The 17307-nt window shown below is 63.1% G+C and carries 21 protein-coding genes; 8 read left to right on the top strand and 13 right to left on the bottom strand.

Annotated features, from left to right (window positions below):
* Nucleotides 1–104: 104 nt before the first annotated feature.
* The 3 genes from AC0NIL_RS03130 to AC0NIL_RS03120 all read right to left on the bottom strand — a co-directional run bounded on the left by AC0NIL_RS03130 (nt 105) and on the right by AC0NIL_RS03120 (nt 2673).
* Nucleotides 105–1544 carry a GMC oxidoreductase gene (locus AC0NIL_RS03130; RefSeq protein WP_473572823.1) on the bottom strand — a complete coding sequence of 480 codons (1440 nt, stop codon included), beginning with the start codon at nt 1542–1544 and terminating at the stop codon, nt 105–107.
* Nucleotides 1541–1717 carry a hypothetical protein gene (locus AC0NIL_RS03125; RefSeq protein ID WP_082826619.1) on the bottom strand — a complete coding sequence of 59 codons (177 nt, stop codon included), beginning with the start codon at nt 1715–1717 and terminating at the stop codon, nt 1541–1543. The genes AC0NIL_RS03130 and AC0NIL_RS03125 overlap by 4 nt, the downstream gene beginning before the upstream one ends.
* 194 nt (nt 1718–1911) lie before the next feature.
* Nucleotides 1912–2673 carry a GGDEF domain-containing protein gene (locus AC0NIL_RS03120; protein ID WP_013528483.1) on the bottom strand — a complete coding sequence of 254 codons (762 nt, stop codon included), beginning with the start codon at nt 2671–2673 and terminating at the stop codon, nt 1912–1914.
* A gap of 160 nt (nt 2674–2833) precedes the next feature.
* Between AC0NIL_RS03120 and AC0NIL_RS03115 the strand changes: the two genes are divergently transcribed.
* A complete protein-coding gene (locus AC0NIL_RS03115; protein WP_013528482.1) occupies nt 2834–3547 on the top strand; it encodes a pyrimidine 5'-nucleotidase in 714 nt (237 codons plus the stop codon).
* 99 nt (nt 3548–3646) lie between these two features.
* Here AC0NIL_RS03115 and AC0NIL_RS03110 read toward each other — a convergent pair whose 3' ends face one another.
* The gene (locus tag AC0NIL_RS03110) at nt 3647–4492 is read right to left on the bottom strand and encodes an LOG family protein (RefSeq protein WP_013528481.1); all 846 of its coding nucleotides are present in this window, start codon (nt 4490–4492) and stop codon (nt 3647–3649) included.
* Nucleotides 4493–4634: 142 nt separating this feature from the next.
* On the opposite strand from AC0NIL_RS03110, the gene dapD reads away from it, so the two are divergent.
* The 4 genes from dapD (at nt 4635) to AC0NIL_RS03090 (ending at nt 7081) form a co-directional block, all read left to right on the top strand.
* Complete coding sequence (dapD, locus tag AC0NIL_RS03105) at nt 4635–5489, top strand: 2,3,4,5-tetrahydropyridine-2,6-dicarboxylate N-succinyltransferase (RefSeq protein ID WP_024502087.1); 855 nt, start codon at nt 4635–4637, stop codon at nt 5487–5489.
* A gap of 72 nt (nt 5490–5561) precedes the next feature.
* Nucleotides 5562–5924, top strand: coding sequence for a DUF805 domain-containing protein (locus tag AC0NIL_RS03100; protein WP_013528479.1), 363 nt, complete (start codon nt 5562–5564; stop codon nt 5922–5924).
* On the top strand, nt 5917–6294 hold the full coding sequence (locus AC0NIL_RS03095) for a DUF805 domain-containing protein (RefSeq protein ID WP_024502086.1): 378 nt from the start codon (nt 5917–5919) through the stop codon (nt 6292–6294). Before AC0NIL_RS03100 ends, AC0NIL_RS03095 begins: the two co-directional genes overlap by 8 nt.
* A 13-nt stretch (nt 6295–6307) precedes the next feature.
* A complete protein-coding gene (locus AC0NIL_RS03090; RefSeq protein WP_063169724.1) occupies nt 6308–7081 on the top strand; it encodes a hypothetical protein in 774 nt (257 codons plus the stop codon).
* Here the strand turns inward: AC0NIL_RS03090 and AC0NIL_RS03085 are convergent.
* Complete coding sequence (locus AC0NIL_RS03085) at nt 6984–8024, bottom strand: 2-dehydropantoate 2-reductase (protein ID WP_063169725.1); 1041 nt, start codon at nt 8022–8024, stop codon at nt 6984–6986. The genes AC0NIL_RS03090 and AC0NIL_RS03085 overlap by 98 nt on opposite strands.
* A 127-nt stretch (nt 8025–8151) precedes the next feature.
* On the opposite strand from AC0NIL_RS03085, the gene dapE reads away from it, so the two are divergent.
* Nucleotides 8152–9345: a succinyl-diaminopimelate desuccinylase gene (gene dapE / locus AC0NIL_RS03080; RefSeq protein WP_473572822.1), complete on the top strand. Its 1194-nt coding sequence runs from the start codon at nt 8152–8154 to the stop codon at nt 9343–9345.
* A gap of 5 nt (nt 9346–9350) precedes the next feature.
* Nucleotides 9351–9986: a hypothetical protein gene (locus AC0NIL_RS03075; protein WP_063169726.1), complete on the top strand. Its 636-nt coding sequence runs from the start codon at nt 9351–9353 to the stop codon at nt 9984–9986.
* Here AC0NIL_RS03075 and truA read toward each other — a convergent pair.
* From truA to def, 5 genes are all read right to left on the bottom strand, one after another.
* On the bottom strand, nt 9953–10723 hold the full coding sequence (gene truA / locus AC0NIL_RS03070; RefSeq protein ID WP_473572821.1) for a tRNA pseudouridine(38-40) synthase TruA: 771 nt from the start codon (nt 10721–10723) through the stop codon (nt 9953–9955). The genes AC0NIL_RS03075 and truA overlap by 34 nt on opposite strands.
* Nucleotides 10724–10844: 121 nt before the next feature.
* Nucleotides 10845–11351 carry a GNAT family N-acetyltransferase gene (locus AC0NIL_RS03065; RefSeq protein ID WP_013528472.1) on the bottom strand — a complete coding sequence of 169 codons (507 nt, stop codon included), beginning with the start codon at nt 11349–11351 and terminating at the stop codon, nt 10845–10847.
* Nucleotides 11348–12301: a methionyl-tRNA formyltransferase gene (gene fmt, locus AC0NIL_RS03060; RefSeq protein WP_063170946.1), complete on the bottom strand. Its 954-nt coding sequence runs from the start codon at nt 12299–12301 to the stop codon at nt 11348–11350. Before fmt ends, AC0NIL_RS03065 begins: the two co-directional genes overlap by 4 nt.
* A gap of 77 nt (nt 12302–12378) precedes the next feature.
* Nucleotides 12379–12681: a plasmid stabilization protein gene (locus AC0NIL_RS03055; protein WP_473572820.1), complete on the bottom strand. Its 303-nt coding sequence runs from the start codon at nt 12679–12681 to the stop codon at nt 12379–12381.
* 47 nt (nt 12682–12728) lie between these two features.
* Nucleotides 12729–13259 carry a peptide deformylase gene (gene def, locus AC0NIL_RS03050; RefSeq protein ID WP_064992801.1) on the bottom strand — a complete coding sequence of 177 codons (531 nt, stop codon included), beginning with the start codon at nt 13257–13259 and terminating at the stop codon, nt 12729–12731.
* Between the two features lie 103 nt (nt 13260–13362).
* Between def and AC0NIL_RS03045 the strand changes: the two genes are divergently transcribed.
* Nucleotides 13363–14634: a DNA recombination protein RmuC gene (locus AC0NIL_RS03045; RefSeq protein ID WP_473572819.1), complete on the top strand. Its 1272-nt coding sequence runs from the start codon at nt 13363–13365 to the stop codon at nt 14632–14634.
* 20 nt (nt 14635–14654) lie between these two features.
* On the opposite strand, the gene AC0NIL_RS03040 is transcribed toward AC0NIL_RS03045, so the two are convergent.
* From AC0NIL_RS03040 to AC0NIL_RS03030, 3 genes are all read right to left on the bottom strand, one after another.
* Complete coding sequence (locus AC0NIL_RS03040) at nt 14655–15059, bottom strand: GFA family protein (RefSeq protein WP_473572818.1); 405 nt, start codon at nt 15057–15059, stop codon at nt 14655–14657.
* A gap of 61 nt (nt 15060–15120) precedes the next feature.
* Nucleotides 15121–16086: a cation diffusion facilitator family transporter gene (locus tag AC0NIL_RS03035; protein WP_337123167.1), complete on the bottom strand. Its 966-nt coding sequence runs from the start codon at nt 16084–16086 to the stop codon at nt 15121–15123.
* 127 nt (nt 16087–16213) lie between these two features.
* Entirely contained in the window at nt 16214–17023 is an 810-nt protein-coding gene (locus tag AC0NIL_RS03030) for a transglutaminase-like domain-containing protein (RefSeq protein ID WP_473572852.1), read from the bottom strand.
* Nucleotides 17024–17307: the final 284 nt, after the last annotated feature.

The raw sequence follows: 17307 nt of genomic DNA, 5'->3' as shown, positions 1-17307 counted from the left end.
GTGAAACGGTTTTCCGTCCGGAATTGCGTCAAACAAAGAGTTAGAGCGGATCGCCGTTCCGTGAAACGGTGAACTGCCCTAGGCAGCATGCTGCCCTGCAGCCGTCAGGCGGTGACCACCTTGCTGAGATGGTCGCCCAGCCGGCAGGCCAGCGCGGTGATCGTCGTCGTCGGGTTGCATTGCCCCGACGTGCAGAACACCGAGGAGCCGCCGACATAGAGATTGTCCATGCCGTGCACCTTGCAGTTGGCGTCGACCACGCTCTTGCTGATGTCGGTGCCCATGCGCGTGCCGCCCATATGGTGATGGCCCGCCGTCTCGTCGTTGGTCGGATAGTCCTGACCATTGCTGATCCAGTCGGCAATGCGCACGCGGCCGAGATTCTTCTCGATCAGCGTTGCGCCGAACAGTCTGAGCCCTTCGAGAAGGGTGCGATGTTCCAGTTCGGATTTCTTCCAGTGCAGTTCGATGCGCGGCACGCCGGCATGGTCGACATCGGTCTTCGACAACTCGATCTGGTTGGAGGCCAGCGGCGCCTGTTCCCAGGCGACGTAGAGCTGGGCCGCGCAGCGCAGTCTCTGACTGAGCTGGTACGACATCCATTCCGCCATGCTGGGCGCCGTGCAGGCGAGGTCGGCGATAAGGCTCTTGACCCCGGGATACGGCGTCTCGATCAGCCGGATGCCGAAATTCATGATCTGCAGCCGCTCCATGGCGGCGAGTGTCGGCGAGAAGAAGGCCTCGTTGACGGCGTCGACCTCGAACGCGTTATAGTCGGCCAGGATGGCGTTGCCACCCTCGAAGGTCGGATGCTCCATCCAGTAGCGGCCAAGCGCAGTTGCATTCGGCACGACGCCGCCGTTCGAGCGCTGGTTGGACCACAGAAGCAGCCGCGAATTCTCCAGCCCACCGGTGCAGACGATGAAATAGTCAGCGCTGAAGGAGCCGGCATCCTGCCCGTTCGACCACAGCCTGGCGCCAGTCACGCGTCTGCCGTCGCCGGCAAGTTCGGTGGCACAAGTGTTGAGCACCACCGCGATGTTCGTGGCCTTGTCGAGTTCATCGCCGAACTTTTCGGCGAAGCGCACGGCCGGGCTCTTGATCAGCTGCACCCAGCGAATATCGTCCGAGATCGGCATATCGGGCCGGAGGGCCGGAAGGTCGAGAATATCGCGCACTTCCGGCAGATAGGGTTCGATGTCGGTGCGGGCGATCGGCCAGCCCGTATCGGGTACCCAGGCCTTCGGCTCGAAATCCTGCTTGTCGAGCACGCGGCACCAGCCTGCCCAGTGGTTGGAACTGCCCCCCATGAACCGCAGCCGGGTGACGTCGAGATCGAAATAGAAATCCCCGACCGTGCTGCCCCGGTAAAAGTCCTGCGAGTCGTCGCTGAATTCGCGCGGACCGGCCTCCATCACCACCACCGGAATGCCGGCCGCGCCAAGCTTGCGGGCAATGGTCATGCCGGCCGGACCGGAGCCGAGGATGCAGACCTTCGGGGTGAAGTTCGCAGCGCGATACGCCTCGTAGCTGTCGAAGATCATGCCAGGTCGCTCCGCTTCAGGATCCAGCCATCGACCTCGACGATCTCGTTCGGGTCGGGCTTTGGACCGGCGGCATCGGCATCAGGCAGCTTGCGGAACAAAGACAGGGCAGGCAATGCGATCAACGCCTGCACGAGCGCGCGGCGTGACATTTTCTTGATGATGAAACTCATGGCTGGTCTCTCGGCTGGGCTTCGGCACTGCATGGCGTTCCCAGAACGGCAATTCCCGGAACGACACATGCATCACCGTGGAAGCCAGTATCGTGCCAAGTCTGGCCGCAAAGCAGTGAAAACCCGGCTAAGCGGTACAACCGAGTGCAAACAGGGTTAGAGTTTTCTTAACAGGCCGGTTGCGGCAGATCGGATCACGCCGCCTCGGAAATGCCGGTGTCGATGATCGTCAGGTTACGGCCCTGGTGCTTGGCCTGGTAGAGGCGCCGGTCGGCGGCGCGCATCAACTCCGACACGCTGGCTTCCTCGCCGCAGACAGTACCGCCGATGCTGACCGTGAGCGGAATGGTCCGCTCGTCGACGGGCCGGAAGCGGATCAGCTCGACTTCGCGGCGAATGCGCTCGGCGACGCGCTTGGCCTCCTGCTCGGTGGCGCCAACCAGAAAGGCGCCAAATTCCTCGCCGCCGATGCGGCCGAGCACATCGCCGCTGCGCACGCCGCGCTGAATCGCGCTGGCGATCAAAAGCAGCGCGTCATCGCCGGTCAGGTGGCCGAAATTGTCGTTGATGGTCTTGAAGTGGTCGGCATCGATGATCAGCAGCGCGCCGCGATCGGACTTGCGGCGCGAACCGTCGAGCGCGGCAAAGAAGCTTTCCCGGTTGAGCATGCCGGTCATGTCGTCGCGGCTCGCCTTTTCCGCCAGGCGGCGATGCGCGGCGGCGAGCTGGGCATGGGCTCGGGCGAGATCGCGATGCGCGTTTTTCAGCCTGTCGCTTTGCCAGAAAGTGCTTGCGCTGGCGGCCCACGCCAGCACCAGCGGACAGAGCGTGGAGGTCAGCCAGATCGTCCGGTTGACCGGAAATCCCATGGCCGGAACGATGATCAGGGTCAGCAGGAGAGAGGCCGCGACTGAGGCGAAAGCAACGGCGGCGGATCTCAGAATTATGCTGTTCATCGCTTGCTCCCACAAGACTGCCTCTCTGCCAGCAAGCCCTGAAGGCCACCTTTCCCAGATGCCTAAAATTTGAATCGTGAGACGATTTACGCAACCTCAACGAGCAGAAGTTGTGGATAAAGTCGCTTTCGGAATGCGCGTTTCATGCCATAAGGAGCCCATGACCACGCTCCCTGACCCCGCCCGCTTCGCCCATGTCACCGACTGGGTCTTCGATCTCGACAACACGCTCTATCCGCACCATTCGAATCTGTTCTCGCAGATCGACGTCAAGATGACCGCCTATGTCGGCGAACTGTTGGCATTGCCGCGCGACGATGCGCGCAAGTTGCAGAAGGAGCTCTACCGCGAATATGGCACGACGCTGAACGGCCTGATGACACGCCACGGCATCGACCCCGACGATTTCCTCGAGAAGGTCCACGACATCGACTATTCATGGCTGGTGCCCGATCCCGTTCTCGGCACCGCCATCCGCCAGCTTCCCGGCCGCAAGTTCATCTTCACCAACGGCGACCGCAGGCACGCCGAGCGCACCGCGCGCCAGCTCGGCATCCTCGACCATTTCGACGACATCTTCGACATCGTCGCTGCGGGGCTCAATCCCAAGCCGGCGCGCCAGACCTACGAGAAGTTCGCCGAACTCCACGCCGTCACCGGCCACAATGCGGTGATGTTCGAGGATCTTGCCCGTAACCTTTCGGTGCCGAAGTCGCTCGGCATGACCACGGTGCTGATCGTGCCGCGCAATTTCGAGCCGACCTTTTCCGAAATCTGGGAGCGCGACCCGGCCAATGAGGATGATGTCGATTTCGTCACCGACGATCTGGCGGGGTTTCTGACGGCGATTGTGGAGAGGGGGGAGGGGAAATGAAGAAATGATGAAATGACGAATTGGGCATCGATCCGAATGCAGAGCCACAATCCCTTCATTCTTCAATTCTTCAATTCTTCAATTCCCCGATCCCCAGCCCTACTCTCCTAACTTATAGAACCGGCTGATAATCCCCCACGCCTCATCCGCGGTGTCGACGAAGTCGATGATGTCCTGATCACCGGGGCTGATCGTGCCCTGCTCGGCGAGGAAATCGAGATCGATCGCCCGCTTCCAGAAGGATTTGCCGAACAGGATCACCGGCACGCGCTCCATGCGCCCTGTCTGGATCAGGGTCAGCGTCTCGAAGAATTCGTCCATCGTGCCGAAGCCGCCCGGAAACACCGCGACCGCCTTGGCGCGCATGACGAAATGCATCTTGCGGATAGCGAAATAATGGAAGTTGAAGCAGAGCTCCGGCGTCACATAGATGTTCGGCGCCTGCTCGTGCGGCAAGACGATGTTGAGGCCTATCGACGGCGCGCCGACATCGTCGGCGCCGCGGTTTCCCGCTTCCATCACGCCAGGCCCGCCGCCGGTCACCACGACATATTCGCGGTAATAGGAGGTAGCCGATTGCTGCGAGCAGAGGCGGGCGAATTTGCGCGCTTCCTCGTAGTATTTGCTGTTCTCTTCGAGGTTCTTCTTCTGCGTCTCGTTCTTGGCCGCCCAGGCCTCGCCGCCGGGTTCCGGCAGGCGCGCGCCGCCGAACAGGATCACCGTCGAGCGAATACCGCGTTCGGCTAGGATCATTTCCGGTTTCAGGAGTTCGAGTTGCAGCCTGACCGCGCGCAACTCGCGCCGCGTCATGAAGTCGGGATCGTTCCAGGCGAGCCGGTAGGTTTCGGCACGCGTCTGCGGCGTGTCAGGCACGCTCTTCGACCGCTCCAGATCCTCGTCCGAATGCGGCAGCGGCGTCCACCCCGCCTTTTCCATAGGAGTCATAACTACCCGTCCAATTCCCTTAACTGCGCCGTCCCGTGACGCACACGCGATTGACCCCCATTAAGCCTTAACATAGGGTCCGCGCGACTTTCAAAACAGGTTAAGGCTCAGCCCCTTAACAGCTTGGTAATGGAGCGAATTCATGTCGAAGCCCGATCTGGCGAGCCTCGAAAAGAGTATCGAGAAGGCCTTCGAGGAACGCGATGCGATTTCGACTGCGACGCGCGGCGAAACGCGCGATGCCATCCAGTCGGCGCTTGACCTGCTCGACCGCGGCGCCGTCCGCGTCGCCGAGCGGCAGGCCGACGGCAAGTGGCATGTCAACCAGTGGCTGAAGAAGGCCGTGCTTTTGTCCTTCCGGCTCAACCCGATGGAGATCATCAAGGGTGGTCCCGGCGAAGCGACGTGGTGGGACAAGGTGCCGTCGAAGTTCGATGGCTGGGGCGCTGTCGATTTCGAAAAGGAGGGCTTTCGCGCCGTGCCGGGGTCGATCGTGCGTCGCTCGGCCTATATCGCGCCGGGCGCCGTGCTGATGCCGTCCTTCGTCAATGTCGGCGCCTATGTCGATACAGGCACCATGATCGACACCTGGGTCGGGGTAGGCTCCTGTGCCCAGATCGGCAAGAACGTGCATCTTTCCGGCGGCGTCGGCATCGGCGGCGTGCTGGAGCCGATGCAGGCAGGTCCGACCATCATCGAGGACAATTGCTTCATCGGCGCGCGCTCGGAAGTGGTCGAGGGCTGCATCGTGCGCGAAGGCTCGGTGCTCGGCATGGGCGTCTTCATCGGCCAGTCGACCAAGATCGTCGACCGCGCCACCGGCGAGATTTTCTACGGCGAAGTGCCGCCGAATTCCGTCGTCGTCGCCGGAGCGATGCCGGGCAAGCCCTTTCCGAACGGCGAGCCGGGTCCGAGCCTCTACTGCGCCGTCATCGTCAAGCGCGTCGACGCCAAAACCAGGTCCAAGACCTCGATCAACGAATTGCTGCGCGATTGATCTTTGCGCAAAGCGGGCGCACCTTCCGCCGGCGCGACAATCGGTCGCGCGGGTTCATCATGGAGGGGTGACATGGACTGGAAGTATCTGCTCACAAGTTTTGACGGTCGCATCAACCGTGGCAAGTTCTGGGCCGCGATTGGCGTTTTCATCGTCATTGGCATCGTTGCCTTTATTCTCGATGCGATCCTCGGTACACGCATCACCACGGCCAGTGGCGCCCAGATCGGCATCATCGGCATTCTCATCGCTCTGGCCTCGATCTATTTCGCACTCGCAGTCTACGCCAAGCGCTGGCATGATCGCGGCAAGTCGGGCTGGTGGAGCCTGATCATGCTGGTGCCATTGATCGGCCCGATCTGGTTTCTGGTGGAATGCGGCATTCTCGAAGGCGCCAGGGGCGCCAATCAATATGGACCGGACCCGCTTGCCTGACAGATCAGATCTCACCTGGCTTTTCTTCAAAACCTCGGGCCGCGTCAGTCGCGCGGCCTATTTTCTTGGCGGGTTGCTCGTCGCTATCATCCAGGCCTTCCCGCTCTACCGCTTCACGCTGGTGCCGGAAGGTTCGGCCGAGAGCAACATGTGGTCGTTCATCTTCTTCGTCGCCTTCATCGCCTCGCTGTGGTCGAACATTGCCCTGGCGGTCAAGCGGCTGCACGATTTGGACAAGCCGGGCATTGCGGCGCTGATCCTGTTCGTGCCGGTGGTCTCGATCGTGGCCTTCCTTGTGTTGTGCCTGTTTCCGGGGCAGCCTGGACCCAACCGCTACGGCCGGCGCACCAACGAGCCAGCACAACCCTGAGGTTCGATCGGACATGCGCTACCGTACGCTTGATCCGAAACTGATCATCGAGACCGCAGAACGGCTGGAGACGCGCGTTGCGGAGCGTTTCCCCGATGCCGGCCTGCGCGGCGTTGCCGCCGAACTGGTCTCGCTGTCGCGCGACCTGGCACAGGGCGCCAAGGCCCTGGAAGCGCCGATCTGGTGGCTGCGCGGCCTCATCGTCGCCGCTGTCGTTGCCGGCGCACTGATGTTCATCTTCGTCGGAACCGTATTGCCATTCGACCGCATTTCCAAACCGGGTGATGCCGTCCAGTCTGTGCAAGGCATCGAAGCTTCGCTCAACATGTTCATCCTCGCCATTGTCGGATTTCTCGCCTTGATCCGCTCCGAGGAGCGCATCAAGCGCAAGCAGGTCTTTCGCCAGCTGCATGGCCTGCGCTCGCTGATCCACGTCATCGACATGCACCAGCTGACCAAGGATCCGGCGGCGCTGTCGGCCGATTTCAAGCCAACGTCGCATTCGCCCGCCCGCATCACCAATGCCGCCGACCTGGCGCGTTACCTCGACTATTGCTCCGAAATGCTGTCGATCACCGGCAAGATCGCCGCATTGTTCGCGCAGTCGGTCAATGACGACGTGGTCATCGACGGCGTCAACGACATCGAGAACCTGGCGTCCAACCTGTCGCGGAAAATCTGGCAGAAGATCACGTTGATCGACGGCCGGCCGGTGCAACAATCTGCTCCGGCGCCAGGCCCGGCGAGCCAAGCCGCTCCGCTTCCGCCGCGCGCACCAAGGCGATGATCCGCTGAACCGTCGGCACGGGCGTGCCGGCCTTCCCCGCCAGCCGCAAGATGGCACCTTGCAAGTCGTCGATCTCCGTCGGCCGGCCGCGCTGAAGATCGTCCCACATCGACGAGCGCGCCTGCGGGTCGATCGCCAGCATGCGCCGCGCCAAGAGCTTGAACAGCCAGTCCGGCAGCCTGAGCACTTTCGGCAGCAGCGCCGGCCGCAGGCCGGCGATCCGCGCCGGCTCGATGCCGGACGCTTTCAGCGCCGTCAGCGCCTCGTCGATCTGGCCAGCCAGGATCAGCCGCCAGCGTCGGTCGGCCAGTTCGGTTGCCAGCGGCAGGCCGGAAAGCGCCACCAGCGCGTTGTTCAGATTCATCAGCAGCTTGCCCCACAGCACCGCCTTCATGTCGCCATGCGCTTCAACCGCAAACCCTTCGACGCCAAGCAGGCCGACCAGGCCGGCATCGCCATCCTCGACCATCACCTTGCCGTCGCTGGCGCGGTGCACGCGCAGCGGCAGCTCGCCGTCCGGCGACTGCACCACATTGAACGGCACCATGCCGGCCAGCACCGTTCGCCGGCCAAGTCCGGCACGCAGCCTGTCGGCATTGTCGACACCGTTCTGCAGGCTGATCACCACGGCGTCGGGCCGGGCATGAGCTTTGATAAGATCCGCCATGTCCTGAGTGGCGCCGCTCTTGACCGTGACCAGGATCACGTCCGCCTGCGGCAGGGTGGCGGCCGGATCGGTGGTGACGGCAAGCGCCTCCGGCTTGATCGAGCGATCGCGGCCCTGGAGGTCGCTGACCCGCAATCCACCCTGCCGCAACGCTGCCTCGATGCGCGGCCGGGCCAGCAGAATGACCTTTCGGCTGGCCAGCGCCAGGCAGCCGCCGGCATAGCAGCCGATGCTGCCGGCACCGGCTATGACGATCCGTTTGTCCTTGTCTGCCATCCTGTCGCCCGCGCCGGGTCGCAACTATACGACATGAAAACCATAATATCGGCGGTATCGCCAGCCATGAGGCTGGCCCCTATGTCTGGCCGTGACAGGCCCTGCGCTTTCGACTATCGCTTTTGCCATGACGCTGCCGACCAATCCTGCCGAAAACCTCGCCGCCCTTATCCGTTGCGCTTCGGTGACGCCCGCTGAGGGCGGTGCGCTGACCGCGCTGGAGACGATGCTCAAACCGCTCGGCTTCCTGGTCGATCGGCCGGTGTTTTCCGAAGACGGCACGCCCGATATCGAAAACCTCTATGCAAGGCGTTCCGGCAATGGCCCGCATCTGATGTTCGCCGGCCACACCGACGTGGTGCCGGTCGGCGACGAAGCCGCCTGGACGCATCCGCCCTTCGCCGCCGAGATCGCCAATGGCGAGATGTATGGCCGCGGCGCCGTCGACATGAAGGGCGGCATCGCCTGTTTCATCGCCGCCGTGGCGCGCCATGTCGAGGCCAATGGCGGTCCGAAAGGCTCGGTCTCGCTGCTGATCACCGGCGACGAGGAAGGCCCCGCGATCAACGGCACGGTCAAGCTGCTCGAATGGGCGGCTTCCAGGGGCGAGAAATGGGATGCCTCTGTCGTCGGCGAGCCGACCAACCCGGATGCGCTGGGCGACATGATCAAGATCGGCCGCCGCGGCTCGATGTCCGGCGCCGTCACCGTCAACGGCCGCCAGGGCCATGTCGCCTATCCCTTGCTTGCCGACAATCCGGTGCGCGGGCTGATGAGCCTGGTCGATGCCTTGCTGCATCCGGTTTTCGACAAGGGAACCAGGGATTTCCAGCCGACAAATCTGGAGATCACCTCCATCGATGTGGGCAACCCGGCCACCAATGTCATCCCGGCCAAAGCGACCGCGACCTTCAACATCCGCTTCAACGACACCTGGACGGACGAGACCCTGCAGGCCGAAATCCACAACCGGCTCGACCAGGCGGCCAGGCGCAAGAAGTACCGGCAGGGCAAGAAGACGCCGGTCGACTACGAGCTCGTCTGGCGCGACCGGCCGAGCCATGTCTTCCTGACCCGTGACGACAGGCTGATCGAAACGCTGCGCGGCTCGATCAAGTCGGCGGTCGGCAAGGAGCCGACGCTGTCGACCTCCGGTGGAACCTCCGATGCGCGTTTCATCAAGGACTATTGTCCGGTGGTCGAGTTCGGGCTGGTCGGCAAGACCATGCACATGGTCGACGAGCGCGTCGCCATTGCCGACCTCGAGACGCTGACGCAAATCTACCAGCGCTTCATAGAAGACTGGTTCGGACAGGGCTGAACAGCATGCTTTCGGCGGACGAAACCCAAGCTTCGCTGACGGGCGCCTGGCGATTGATGCTCGGCAGAGCCGACGGCCTACGCCTGCTCGACCTGTCGGCCGACGGCTTCTGGAATTCCTTCTTCGCCATTGTCGTTGCAGCACCGGCGCTGATCGTCGGCTGGGTCGGCATCGCCAACGAAATCGGCGATCCCGACGCCTTCGCGGGGCGCTTCAGCATGCTGGTGCGCCTGGCGACGGTCGACATCGGCTCCTGGGTGCTGCCGCTGGTTGCGCTCGCTTTCATCGCGCCGCGCGCCGGCATAGGCGGCCGCTTCGTCCACTACGTCGTTGCCAGCAACTGGGCTTCGGCCATCACCGCCTGGCTGATGCTGCCTTCGGCGCTGATCCGGCTTTTCCTGTCGTCCGCAAGCCAGGTTTCGAGCCTTGTGTCGCTGTTCCTCTTTGCCCTTTCTATGGTGCTGACCTGGCGCATGACAAATGCCACGATGGGCAGGGGCGCAGCGGTCGGCACGGCCGTTTTCGTCGGCATGTTCATTGCGTCGCTGCTGGTGCTGTTCGGCCTGCAGACGTTGCTCGGCATCACCGTCCCGGACGATGTCGGAGTTCAGAGCCTTTCCGGGCTCGTCTCGATCGGATAATCGACACCGGTGAGAAACAGCCCGTCGGGCGGCGCCACCTGGCCGCAGGCGGCGCGGTCGCGCGCCTCGAGCGCTGTTTTCAGGTCGGCCGCGCTCCAGCCGCCGTCGCCGACACGCTTGAGCGAGCCGACCATCGAACGCACCTGGTTGTGCAGGAACGAGCGCGCCGAAGCCCTGACCTCGATCATGTCGCCTTGTCGGCTCACATCGAGCCGTTCCAGCGTCCTGATCGGGCTGTTGGCCTGGCACTGGGTCGAGCGGAAGGTGGTAAAGTCATGCCGTCCAAGCAGGACCTTTGCCGCTTCGTGCATGGCGCCGGCGTCGAGCCGCTTCGGCACCCACCACACCTTGCCCTTGTCGAGCGCGGCCGGCGCGCGGCGGTTCAGGATGCGGTAGAGATAGTGGCGGCCAATGGCCGAGAAGCGGGCGTCGAAACTGTCGGAGACCACCGTCGCTTTCAGGATGGCGATGCGCGCCCCGGCCGCCTGCAGATGGGCGTTGACGGCATCGCGCACCTTGTCGCTCGGCCACGCCTTGACGAGGTCGACATGCGCCACCTGCGCGGTCGCATGCACGCCGGCATCGGTGCGGCCGGCGGCGCGCAGCCTGATCGCTTCGCCGCAGAATTTTTCGATCGCCTGCTCGATCGCCTGCTGCACCGAAGGCTGATCCGCCTGGTGCTGCCAGCCGGCAAACAGGCTGCCGTCATACTCGATGTAGAGGCGAAAACGCGGCATTTGCGGCTAGAGCTCTCGCCTCGAGCAATTCCAGGAAAAGTGTGAAACGGTTTTCCGTTCGGAATTGCGTTAAAACAAAGAGGAGTGCAGTTCGCCGTTTCCGTGAAAACGGCGGACTATTCTACGCGGCGAGAGCGGTGAAGGCGGAGGCGTAGACCAGCCTGCCTGCTTCTGGTGCGTCACCCCAGGCCAGCGCCTGCAGCGCTTCGCCCTGATACTCGCTTTCGAAGTTCTCGGCACGCGTGTGGCTATAGCCGAAACGCCCGTAATAGGTGGGGTCGCCCAGCACCACGGCCAGCGTCTCACCACCATCCTTGAGGCGGATATGCGCCTCGCGGATCAGCGCGCCGCCAATGCCGCTGCCATGGAACGAGGGCTCCACCGCCAGCGGCGCCAGCGCTACGGCCGCGAAGGTCTTGCCGCCATTCTGGACGAACAGCCGCGAAAACAGGATATGGCCGACCACCTGGCCGTCCTCTTCCGCAACCAGCTCGGCAACCGCGTCGCCGCCGGTCACCAGCGCGTCGACCAGACCGGCCTCCGCCTGCTGGCCGAAAGCGTGTTCCTCGACGAGGCGGATGGCCTCGCGATCCCGCGGCGTTGCCGCGCGTATCGACATCATGCTCATGAGAATTTCAGTCCTTTTTCGATCTTGGCCCCGCGCAGGAATTCCGACGCGGCAGCGGGCTTTCCGCCCGCCCGTTGAACTTCGACCAGCCTGATCGCGCCTGCCCCGCAGGCGACCGTCAGCCGGTCATCGAGAATTCCTCCCGACTCGCCCAAATCTTCCGAAGGCGACAGGCCTTGCGACAGCGTCGAGCGAAGCAGTTTCAGCCGCTCCTGGCGGCCGCCAATTCCTATCTCCGACCAGGCGCCTGGAAAGGGCGACAGGCCACGAATATGATTGTGGACCTCACTTGCCGAGCGAGTCCAGTCCACGCGAGTCTCGGATTTATCGATTTTCTTGGCGTAGGTCACCCCATCCACAGCTTGTGTGGTGAATGTCAGGGTGTTCCCTTCCAACCGCGCCAGCGCTTCCACCATCAAGGCAGCACCGACACTCATCAACCGATCATGCAGATCGCCGGCTGTCATATCGGGTTCGATGGCGCACTTTTCAACCAGCCCGACCGGACCGGTGTCCAGGCCCTCTTCCATGCGCATCACCATCATGCCGCTTTCCAGGTCACCGGCCATGATGGCGCGCTGGATGGGGGCGGCGCCGCGCCAGCGCGGCAGAAGCGACGCATGGCCGTTGACGCAGCCGAGCCGGGTTGCCTCCAGAACCGCCTTCGGCAGCAGCAAGCCATAGGCGACGACCACCGCCACATCGGCCTGCAAGGCGCGAAAAGCGGCCTGTTCGGCCTCTCCTTTGAGCGAAACCGGCGTCCGCACCTCGATGCCCAGTCGCTCCGCCTCGCGCTGCACCGGCGACGGCGTCAGCTCCAGCCCGCGTCGTCCGGCAGCGCGCGGCGGCTGGGTATAGACGACTGATATCTCATGGCCAGCCTCGGCGATCGCGCGCAAGGTCGGCACCGAAAACTCCGGCGTACCCATGAAGATGACGCGAAGGGGCATTTTTTCTTCCGGTATCCTGTCTTCTTGCTCGCGCAGTGTGCCGGCTCAGGCATCCGCTTCAAACGGGTTTACGAGCTTCAGGTCAAGGCCGTCGAAGTCGCGGGACGACCGTCGCGCCATCTTTCCGCTTCGATCTTCTCCATGATTTCCGCGTATTCATCGCCAATTGCGCTTTCAGATACGAAAGCCGAGCGAATTGCAGCCCACGCCGAGAGGCTCGACTCCTCTCGGGCCGGCCTCTCCGCAACTATGCCTTTGCGCAGAAGGCCGATGGCCTTGTCCGAGACGCTCTGGCCGACCTCGCGCGCCGCCAGTTCGATCTCGCGCTTCAAAGGCTCAGGAATGTCCCTGATCAGCATGTCGACCGTCGGCATCTCCATTTGGTGGCAATCCTGCCGACAATAGGCCTGGAGGGGACTCCCGTACCTTATCCCGCGAGCTTGCCCGGCGCCTTGTCCCTGGCGAGCTTCTTGAATTTCTTTACCACCATGTCGCGCTTCAGCTTCGAGATGTGATCGATGAACAGGACGCCATTGAGGTGGTCGATCTCGTGTTGCAGGCAGGTCGCCATCAACCCCTCGGCCTCTATCTCCTGCAATTTGCCGTCGCGGTCGAGATATTTGACCCGCACGGCGGCGGGGCGTTCGACCTCGGCGTAATAATCCGGGATCGACAGGCAGCCTTCCTCATAGACGGAGCGCGCGTCGGCGCTCTCCAGGATTTCCGGATTGATGAAGACATGCGGCGCCGGCGTCTCGTCTTCCTTGGCGAGATCGATCACCAGCAAGCGCAGCGGCTCGCCGATCTGGATTGCCGCCAGCCCGATGCCCGGCGCATCATACATGGTCGCCAGCATGTCATCGGCTAATTTGCGCAAAGGCGCGTCGACACGCTCTACGGGCTTGGAAACCTGGCGCAGGATGGGGTCGGGAAGGATGATGAGCGGCTTGATCGGCATGGCGTTCCACCTAAGACCTCCAGCGAAACGCGTCAACCGGTTGGCATCAGGCGCGTTCACGTTTTGATCTGTGCTATCGCGGCGAATCGTCTATGCTGTCCACATGAATGATTTGAGCACCATCCTTTCGGAGCCTGTCGCCCGGCTTGGCGCCACAACGATCACGCTCGGCCATGCGCTGGCCTTCGGCGTTTTGCTGTTTCTGGCCCTGTTCGTGGCGCTGGTCATTGCGTTGTGGCGGTCGGCCAAGGCGCGCGCCGTGGCGGCCGCGGAAGCCGCCGATCATGCCCGCGATGCGGAAGTGCGGATGGCCGGCATTCTGCAAAGCCAGGCCGAAATGCAGGGCCGCATGGGCGCCATTGCGGAAGTGTTCGGCGCACGGCAGGCGGAGCTGACGCAATCGATCGGCCAACGCCTCGACGCTATGACCGGCCGGCTCGGCCAGACCATGACCGAGCAGACCAAATCCACGCATGAGAGCCTGGCCAAATTGCAGGAACGGCTGGCGGTCATCGACGTCGCGCAAGGCAACATCCAGTCGCTCGCCGGCCAGGTCGTGCAATTGCAGGCGATCCTCTCGAACAAGCAGACGCGCGGCGCGTTCGGCCAGTCGCGCATGGAGGCGATCGTTGCCGACGGCCTGCCACACGGTGCCTATGAGTTCCAGGCGACGCTGTCGAACGGCAGCCGGCCCGACTGCCTGGTGAAGATGCCGAATGGCGCGCCGTCGCTGGCCATCGATGCAAAATTTCCGCTGGAAGCCTGGAACGCCATCCGCGCCGCCGATGGCGCCGATCTGCAGAAGGCAGCTTCGCAGGCCTTCCGCCGCGACATCGAGATCCATGTCCGCGATATCTCGGAAAAATACCTGATCCAGGGCGAGACGCAGGACACTGCCTTCATGTTCGTGCCGTCGGAATCGGTGTTCGCCGAGATCCACGAGAATTTCGAGGCGATCGTGCACAAGGCGCACCGTGCGCGCGTCGTCATCGTCTCGCCGTCGCTGCTGATGCTGTCGATCCAGGTCATCCAGGCGATCCTCAAGGATGCCCGCATGCGCGAACAGGCGCACCTGATCCAGGGCGAGGTCATCCGGCTGATGGAGGATGTTGCACGTGTCGATGAGCGGGTGCGCAAGCTGCAGGTGCATTTCGGCCAGTCGGCCAAGGACATCGACGACATACTGGTTTCGACGTCGAAAGTCACCAAGCGCGGCCAGAAGATCGAGGCGCTGGAATTCGGCGCGCAGCCCGACGGCGATGCCGCCGTAGACGCCGCGTCACGGGCTCCCGCCGCCAAGGTCGATACCGGCGCGCGCGTTGCCGATTCGAAAACCGGGCAGCTCAGGCTGAGGGTCGTCGAAGGCGACGATTGAGGCGCGGTGCCGGACCGGCGCTACTGCTCCTCCAACGTGGTCAAGCCCTGAAATTCAGGCAGCCAGTGCAGCGCCGAGCGGTGCCATTTCTGCTGTGTCGGGATCAAATCCTGGCGCTGCCGCGCGGTCCCCACGCGAATTCCATAGACCTTCGGACCATCTCCGACAGACGTGGCGTAGAGATGCGAACCGCAGTCGGCGCAAAAGGCCTGGGTGCGCTTGGCGCCGCTCGCCACGATCTTGATGTAGATTTTCGGCGTGCCCTTGGTGATGCGATAGTTGCTTTCCGGCGCCGGAACCGTAAGGCGAAAAGCCGTGCCAGTCAGTTGCTGGCAATCCGTGCAGTGGCAGATCGTGGTCTTTTCCGGATCGACCTCCGCCTCGTAGGTGATGGCGCCACAATGACAGCCGCCGTCTATTCTCATCTTCGTTCCTCCAAAGCCCCTTCAATCTAGCGGCGCAAGGCCGTGAGGCAATGGCACGGTTTTAGTCCAGGGCAGGATCGGATGCGGAATCGATCAGCCTGCGTCGCTGCTCCCAGGTGCCTGACGTCTGCGGCTTGACGAACAGCCGTGTGATCTCCGGCATTTCCTTCTTCAACTGCGCCTCCAGGCGCTCGACGCAAGCTTCGATCTCGGGCGCCGTCAAATGGTCCTCGAACTCGATGCTGAGCCCGGCGACGATCTCTGTCGGCCCCATATGGACGGTCAGGACGCCGTTCGCCCGCTGCACCGCCGGATCCTGCTGGACGATCGCCAGCACTTTCATCTGCACCTCGGGCGACGCCGGCTCGCCGATCAGCAGGCCCTTGCTTTCGCGGGCCAGGAAGATCGCGGTTGCGCCAAGGATCAGCCCGATGCCGATAGAGGCGGCGCCGTCGAGCTCCGGCATCTCCAGCAGTTCCGCCGCCAATATGCCGGCGAAAGCGACGATCAGGCCGAGAAGTGCCGCACTGTCCTCGAACAGCACGGTGTAGACGCTCGGATCCTTGCTCGACTGCACGGCCTGCAGCCAGCCTTGCCTGCCCTTCTGCCGGCGAAACTCCTTCAGCGCCACCCACCACGAACTGCCTTCGAACAGGAAGGAAAGGCCCAGAACAATATAGTTTACTTTGGCGTTGGCGACCGGCTCCGGCGCCATGATATGGACCACGCCTTCGTAGAACGACACGCCGGCGCCCAGCGCGAAGACGAGGAGCGCGACGATGAAGCTCCAGAAGTAGAGTTCGCGGCCGTGGCCGAGCGGATGCGTGCGATCGGCCGGGCGAGCGGCGCGGTGCATGCCGTAGAGCAGCAGGCCGCCATTGCCGGTATCGACCAGCGAATGGACGCCCTCCGACAGCATCGCCGAACTGCCGGTAAAGGCGGCGGCGGCGAACTTGGTCAGCGCGATGGCGAGATTGCCGGCGAGCGCCGCGTAGATCACCTTTTTTGAGCCGCCGTGCCCGGCCATGGCATTTGCCCTCGTTCAAGGCGCAGTCTAGCGGCCAGGCCGCTAAAGCTCCACAGGCATCACACCGCGCGAATGTCGGGTCGTCCACGGCAGCGGCCATGAGAGATCGGTCTATGGAAAACGGCGACTACTCGATGATCTCGCTGGTCCACACCTTGAAGCCGGCAAGCGTTCCCGGGCCGAAAATATGGGTCAGCGGCACGTCGGCGGCGTCGCGGCCGGAGGCGATCAGGATGCGGCCGATGCGCGGTGCATTGTTGCGCGGGTCGAAGACATGCCAGCGGCCGCCGAGATAGACTTCCATCCAGGCGCAGAAATCCATGCTTGCCCATGGCTTCGGCATACCGATGTCGCTGATGTAGCCGGTGCAATAGCGTGTTGGGATGTTGAGCGCCCGGCAGAAGGTGACGGCGAGATGCGCGTAGTCGCGGCACACGCCGCTCTGTTCACGATAGGCTTCCGCCGCGGTGCGCGTCGGCCGTGCATTGCCGTAGTTGAAGACGATGTGGCTGTGGACGAAGTCGCAGACCGCCTGCACGCGCGGAATACCCAGCGGCGTGTTGCCGAACAGCCGCCACGCCTCGTCAGCCAGAAGGTCGCTTTCGCAAAAACGGCTGGGCAGCAGGAACAGCAATGTGTCCGCCGGCAGGTCGCGCACCTCGTGCTGCCAGGCCATCGGGTCGCCCATCTCGAAGGTGCCGGGGTCGCGGATCACCGCGTCGGTGCCGAAGGTGAAGCGCCCGGGCGGCGCGACAAGCCGGTTGCACCAATTGCCGAAACTGTCGCGATAGCTTTCGATCGGCACCGGCGGATTGGAGATCAGGAAATCCGGCCGCTCGAGATCGGAGGCCCGCGAATAGTGCACATTCAGCATCGCGATGAGCGGCGTTTCCTGCGGAAAGTCGAAGCTCATCTCGCAGCCGATGTGGATTCGCATTGTCGTCCTGACGGCCTGCCTGACGATCACCCGGCGAAGCTCGGGTCGATGCTGCAGTGCGAAAATGACCATGGCACGGACCGCCATGGTTTACGAGCAAATTAGAGCAATTCCAGGAAAAGTGTGAAGCGGTTTTCCATCCGGAATTGCGTCAAAACAAAGAGTTAGAGCAATTCACTGTTTCCGCGAAACGGTGAATTGCTCTAGAAACCGGTTGAAAGCGATCCGCTGTCGGCGGCAACAGTCGCTAACCCCTTGCGGTCGGGCGGTTCTCTTGTTTCACT

Source organism: Mesorhizobium sp. WSM1343 (genome assembly GCF_055901535.1).
This window is presented reverse-complemented; position numbering and strand designations above follow the sequence as displayed.

Bases quoted from the DNA above. Each gene is read 5' to 3' on its own strand.
- AC0NIL_RS03110 (WP_013528481.1), bottom strand. From the start codon at position 4,492: ATGACTCCTATGGAAAAGGCGGGGTGGACGCCGCTGCCGCATTCGGAC.
- truA (WP_473572821.1), bottom strand. From the start codon at position 10,723: ATGCCGCGTTTTCGCCTCTACATCGAGTATGACGGCAGCCTGTTTGCC.
- AC0NIL_RS03100 (WP_013528479.1), top strand. From the start codon at position 5,562: ATGGACTGGAAGTATCTGCTCACAAGTTTTGACGGTCGCATCAACCGT.
- AC0NIL_RS03090 (WP_063169724.1), top strand. From the start codon at position 6,308: ATGCGCTACCGTACGCTTGATCCGAAACTGATCATCGAGACCGCAGAA.
- AC0NIL_RS03065 (WP_013528472.1), bottom strand. From the start codon at position 11,351: ATGAGCATGATGTCGATACGCGCGGCAACGCCGCGGGATCGCGAGGCC.
- def (WP_064992801.1), bottom strand. From the start codon at position 13,259: ATGCCGATCAAGCCGCTCATCATCCTTCCCGACCCCATCCTGCGCCAG.
- AC0NIL_RS03045 (WP_473572819.1), top strand. From the start codon at position 13,363: ATGAATGATTTGAGCACCATCCTTTCGGAGCCTGTCGCCCGGCTTGGC.
- AC0NIL_RS03035 (WP_337123167.1), bottom strand. From the start codon at position 16,086: ATGGCCGGGCACGGCGGCTCAAAAAAGGTGATCTACGCGGCGCTCGCC.
- fmt (WP_063170946.1), bottom strand. From the start codon at position 12,301: ATGCCCCTTCGCGTCATCTTCATGGGTACGCCGGAGTTTTCGGTGCCG.
- AC0NIL_RS03075 (WP_063169726.1), top strand. From the start codon at position 9,351: ATGCTTTCGGCGGACGAAACCCAAGCTTCGCTGACGGGCGCCTGGCGA.
- AC0NIL_RS03115 (WP_013528482.1), top strand. From the start codon at position 2,834: ATGACCACGCTCCCTGACCCCGCCCGCTTCGCCCATGTCACCGACTGG.
- AC0NIL_RS03055 (WP_473572820.1), bottom strand. From the start codon at position 12,681: ATGGAGATGCCGACGGTCGACATGCTGATCAGGGACATTCCTGAGCCT.
- AC0NIL_RS03030 (WP_473572852.1), bottom strand. From the start codon at position 17,023: ATGCGAATCCACATCGGCTGCGAGATGAGCTTCGACTTTCCGCAGGAA.
- dapE (WP_473572822.1), top strand. From the start codon at position 8,152: ATGACGCTGCCGACCAATCCTGCCGAAAACCTCGCCGCCCTTATCCGT.
- AC0NIL_RS03120 (WP_013528483.1), bottom strand. From the start codon at position 2,673: ATGAACAGCATAATTCTGAGATCCGCCGCCGTTGCTTTCGCCTCAGTC.
- AC0NIL_RS03040 (WP_473572818.1), bottom strand. From the start codon at position 15,059: ATGAGAATAGACGGCGGCTGTCATTGTGGCGCCATCACCTACGAGGCG.
- dapD (WP_024502087.1), top strand. From the start codon at position 4,635: ATGTCGAAGCCCGATCTGGCGAGCCTCGAAAAGAGTATCGAGAAGGCC.
- AC0NIL_RS03085 (WP_063169725.1), bottom strand. From the start codon at position 8,024: ATGGCAGACAAGGACAAACGGATCGTCATAGCCGGTGCCGGCAGCATC.
- AC0NIL_RS03130 (WP_473572823.1), bottom strand. From the start codon at position 1,544: ATGATCTTCGACAGCTACGAGGCGTATCGCGCTGCGAACTTCACCCCG.
- AC0NIL_RS03125 (WP_082826619.1), bottom strand. From the start codon at position 1,717: ATGAGTTTCATCATCAAGAAAATGTCACGCCGCGCGCTCGTGCAGGCG.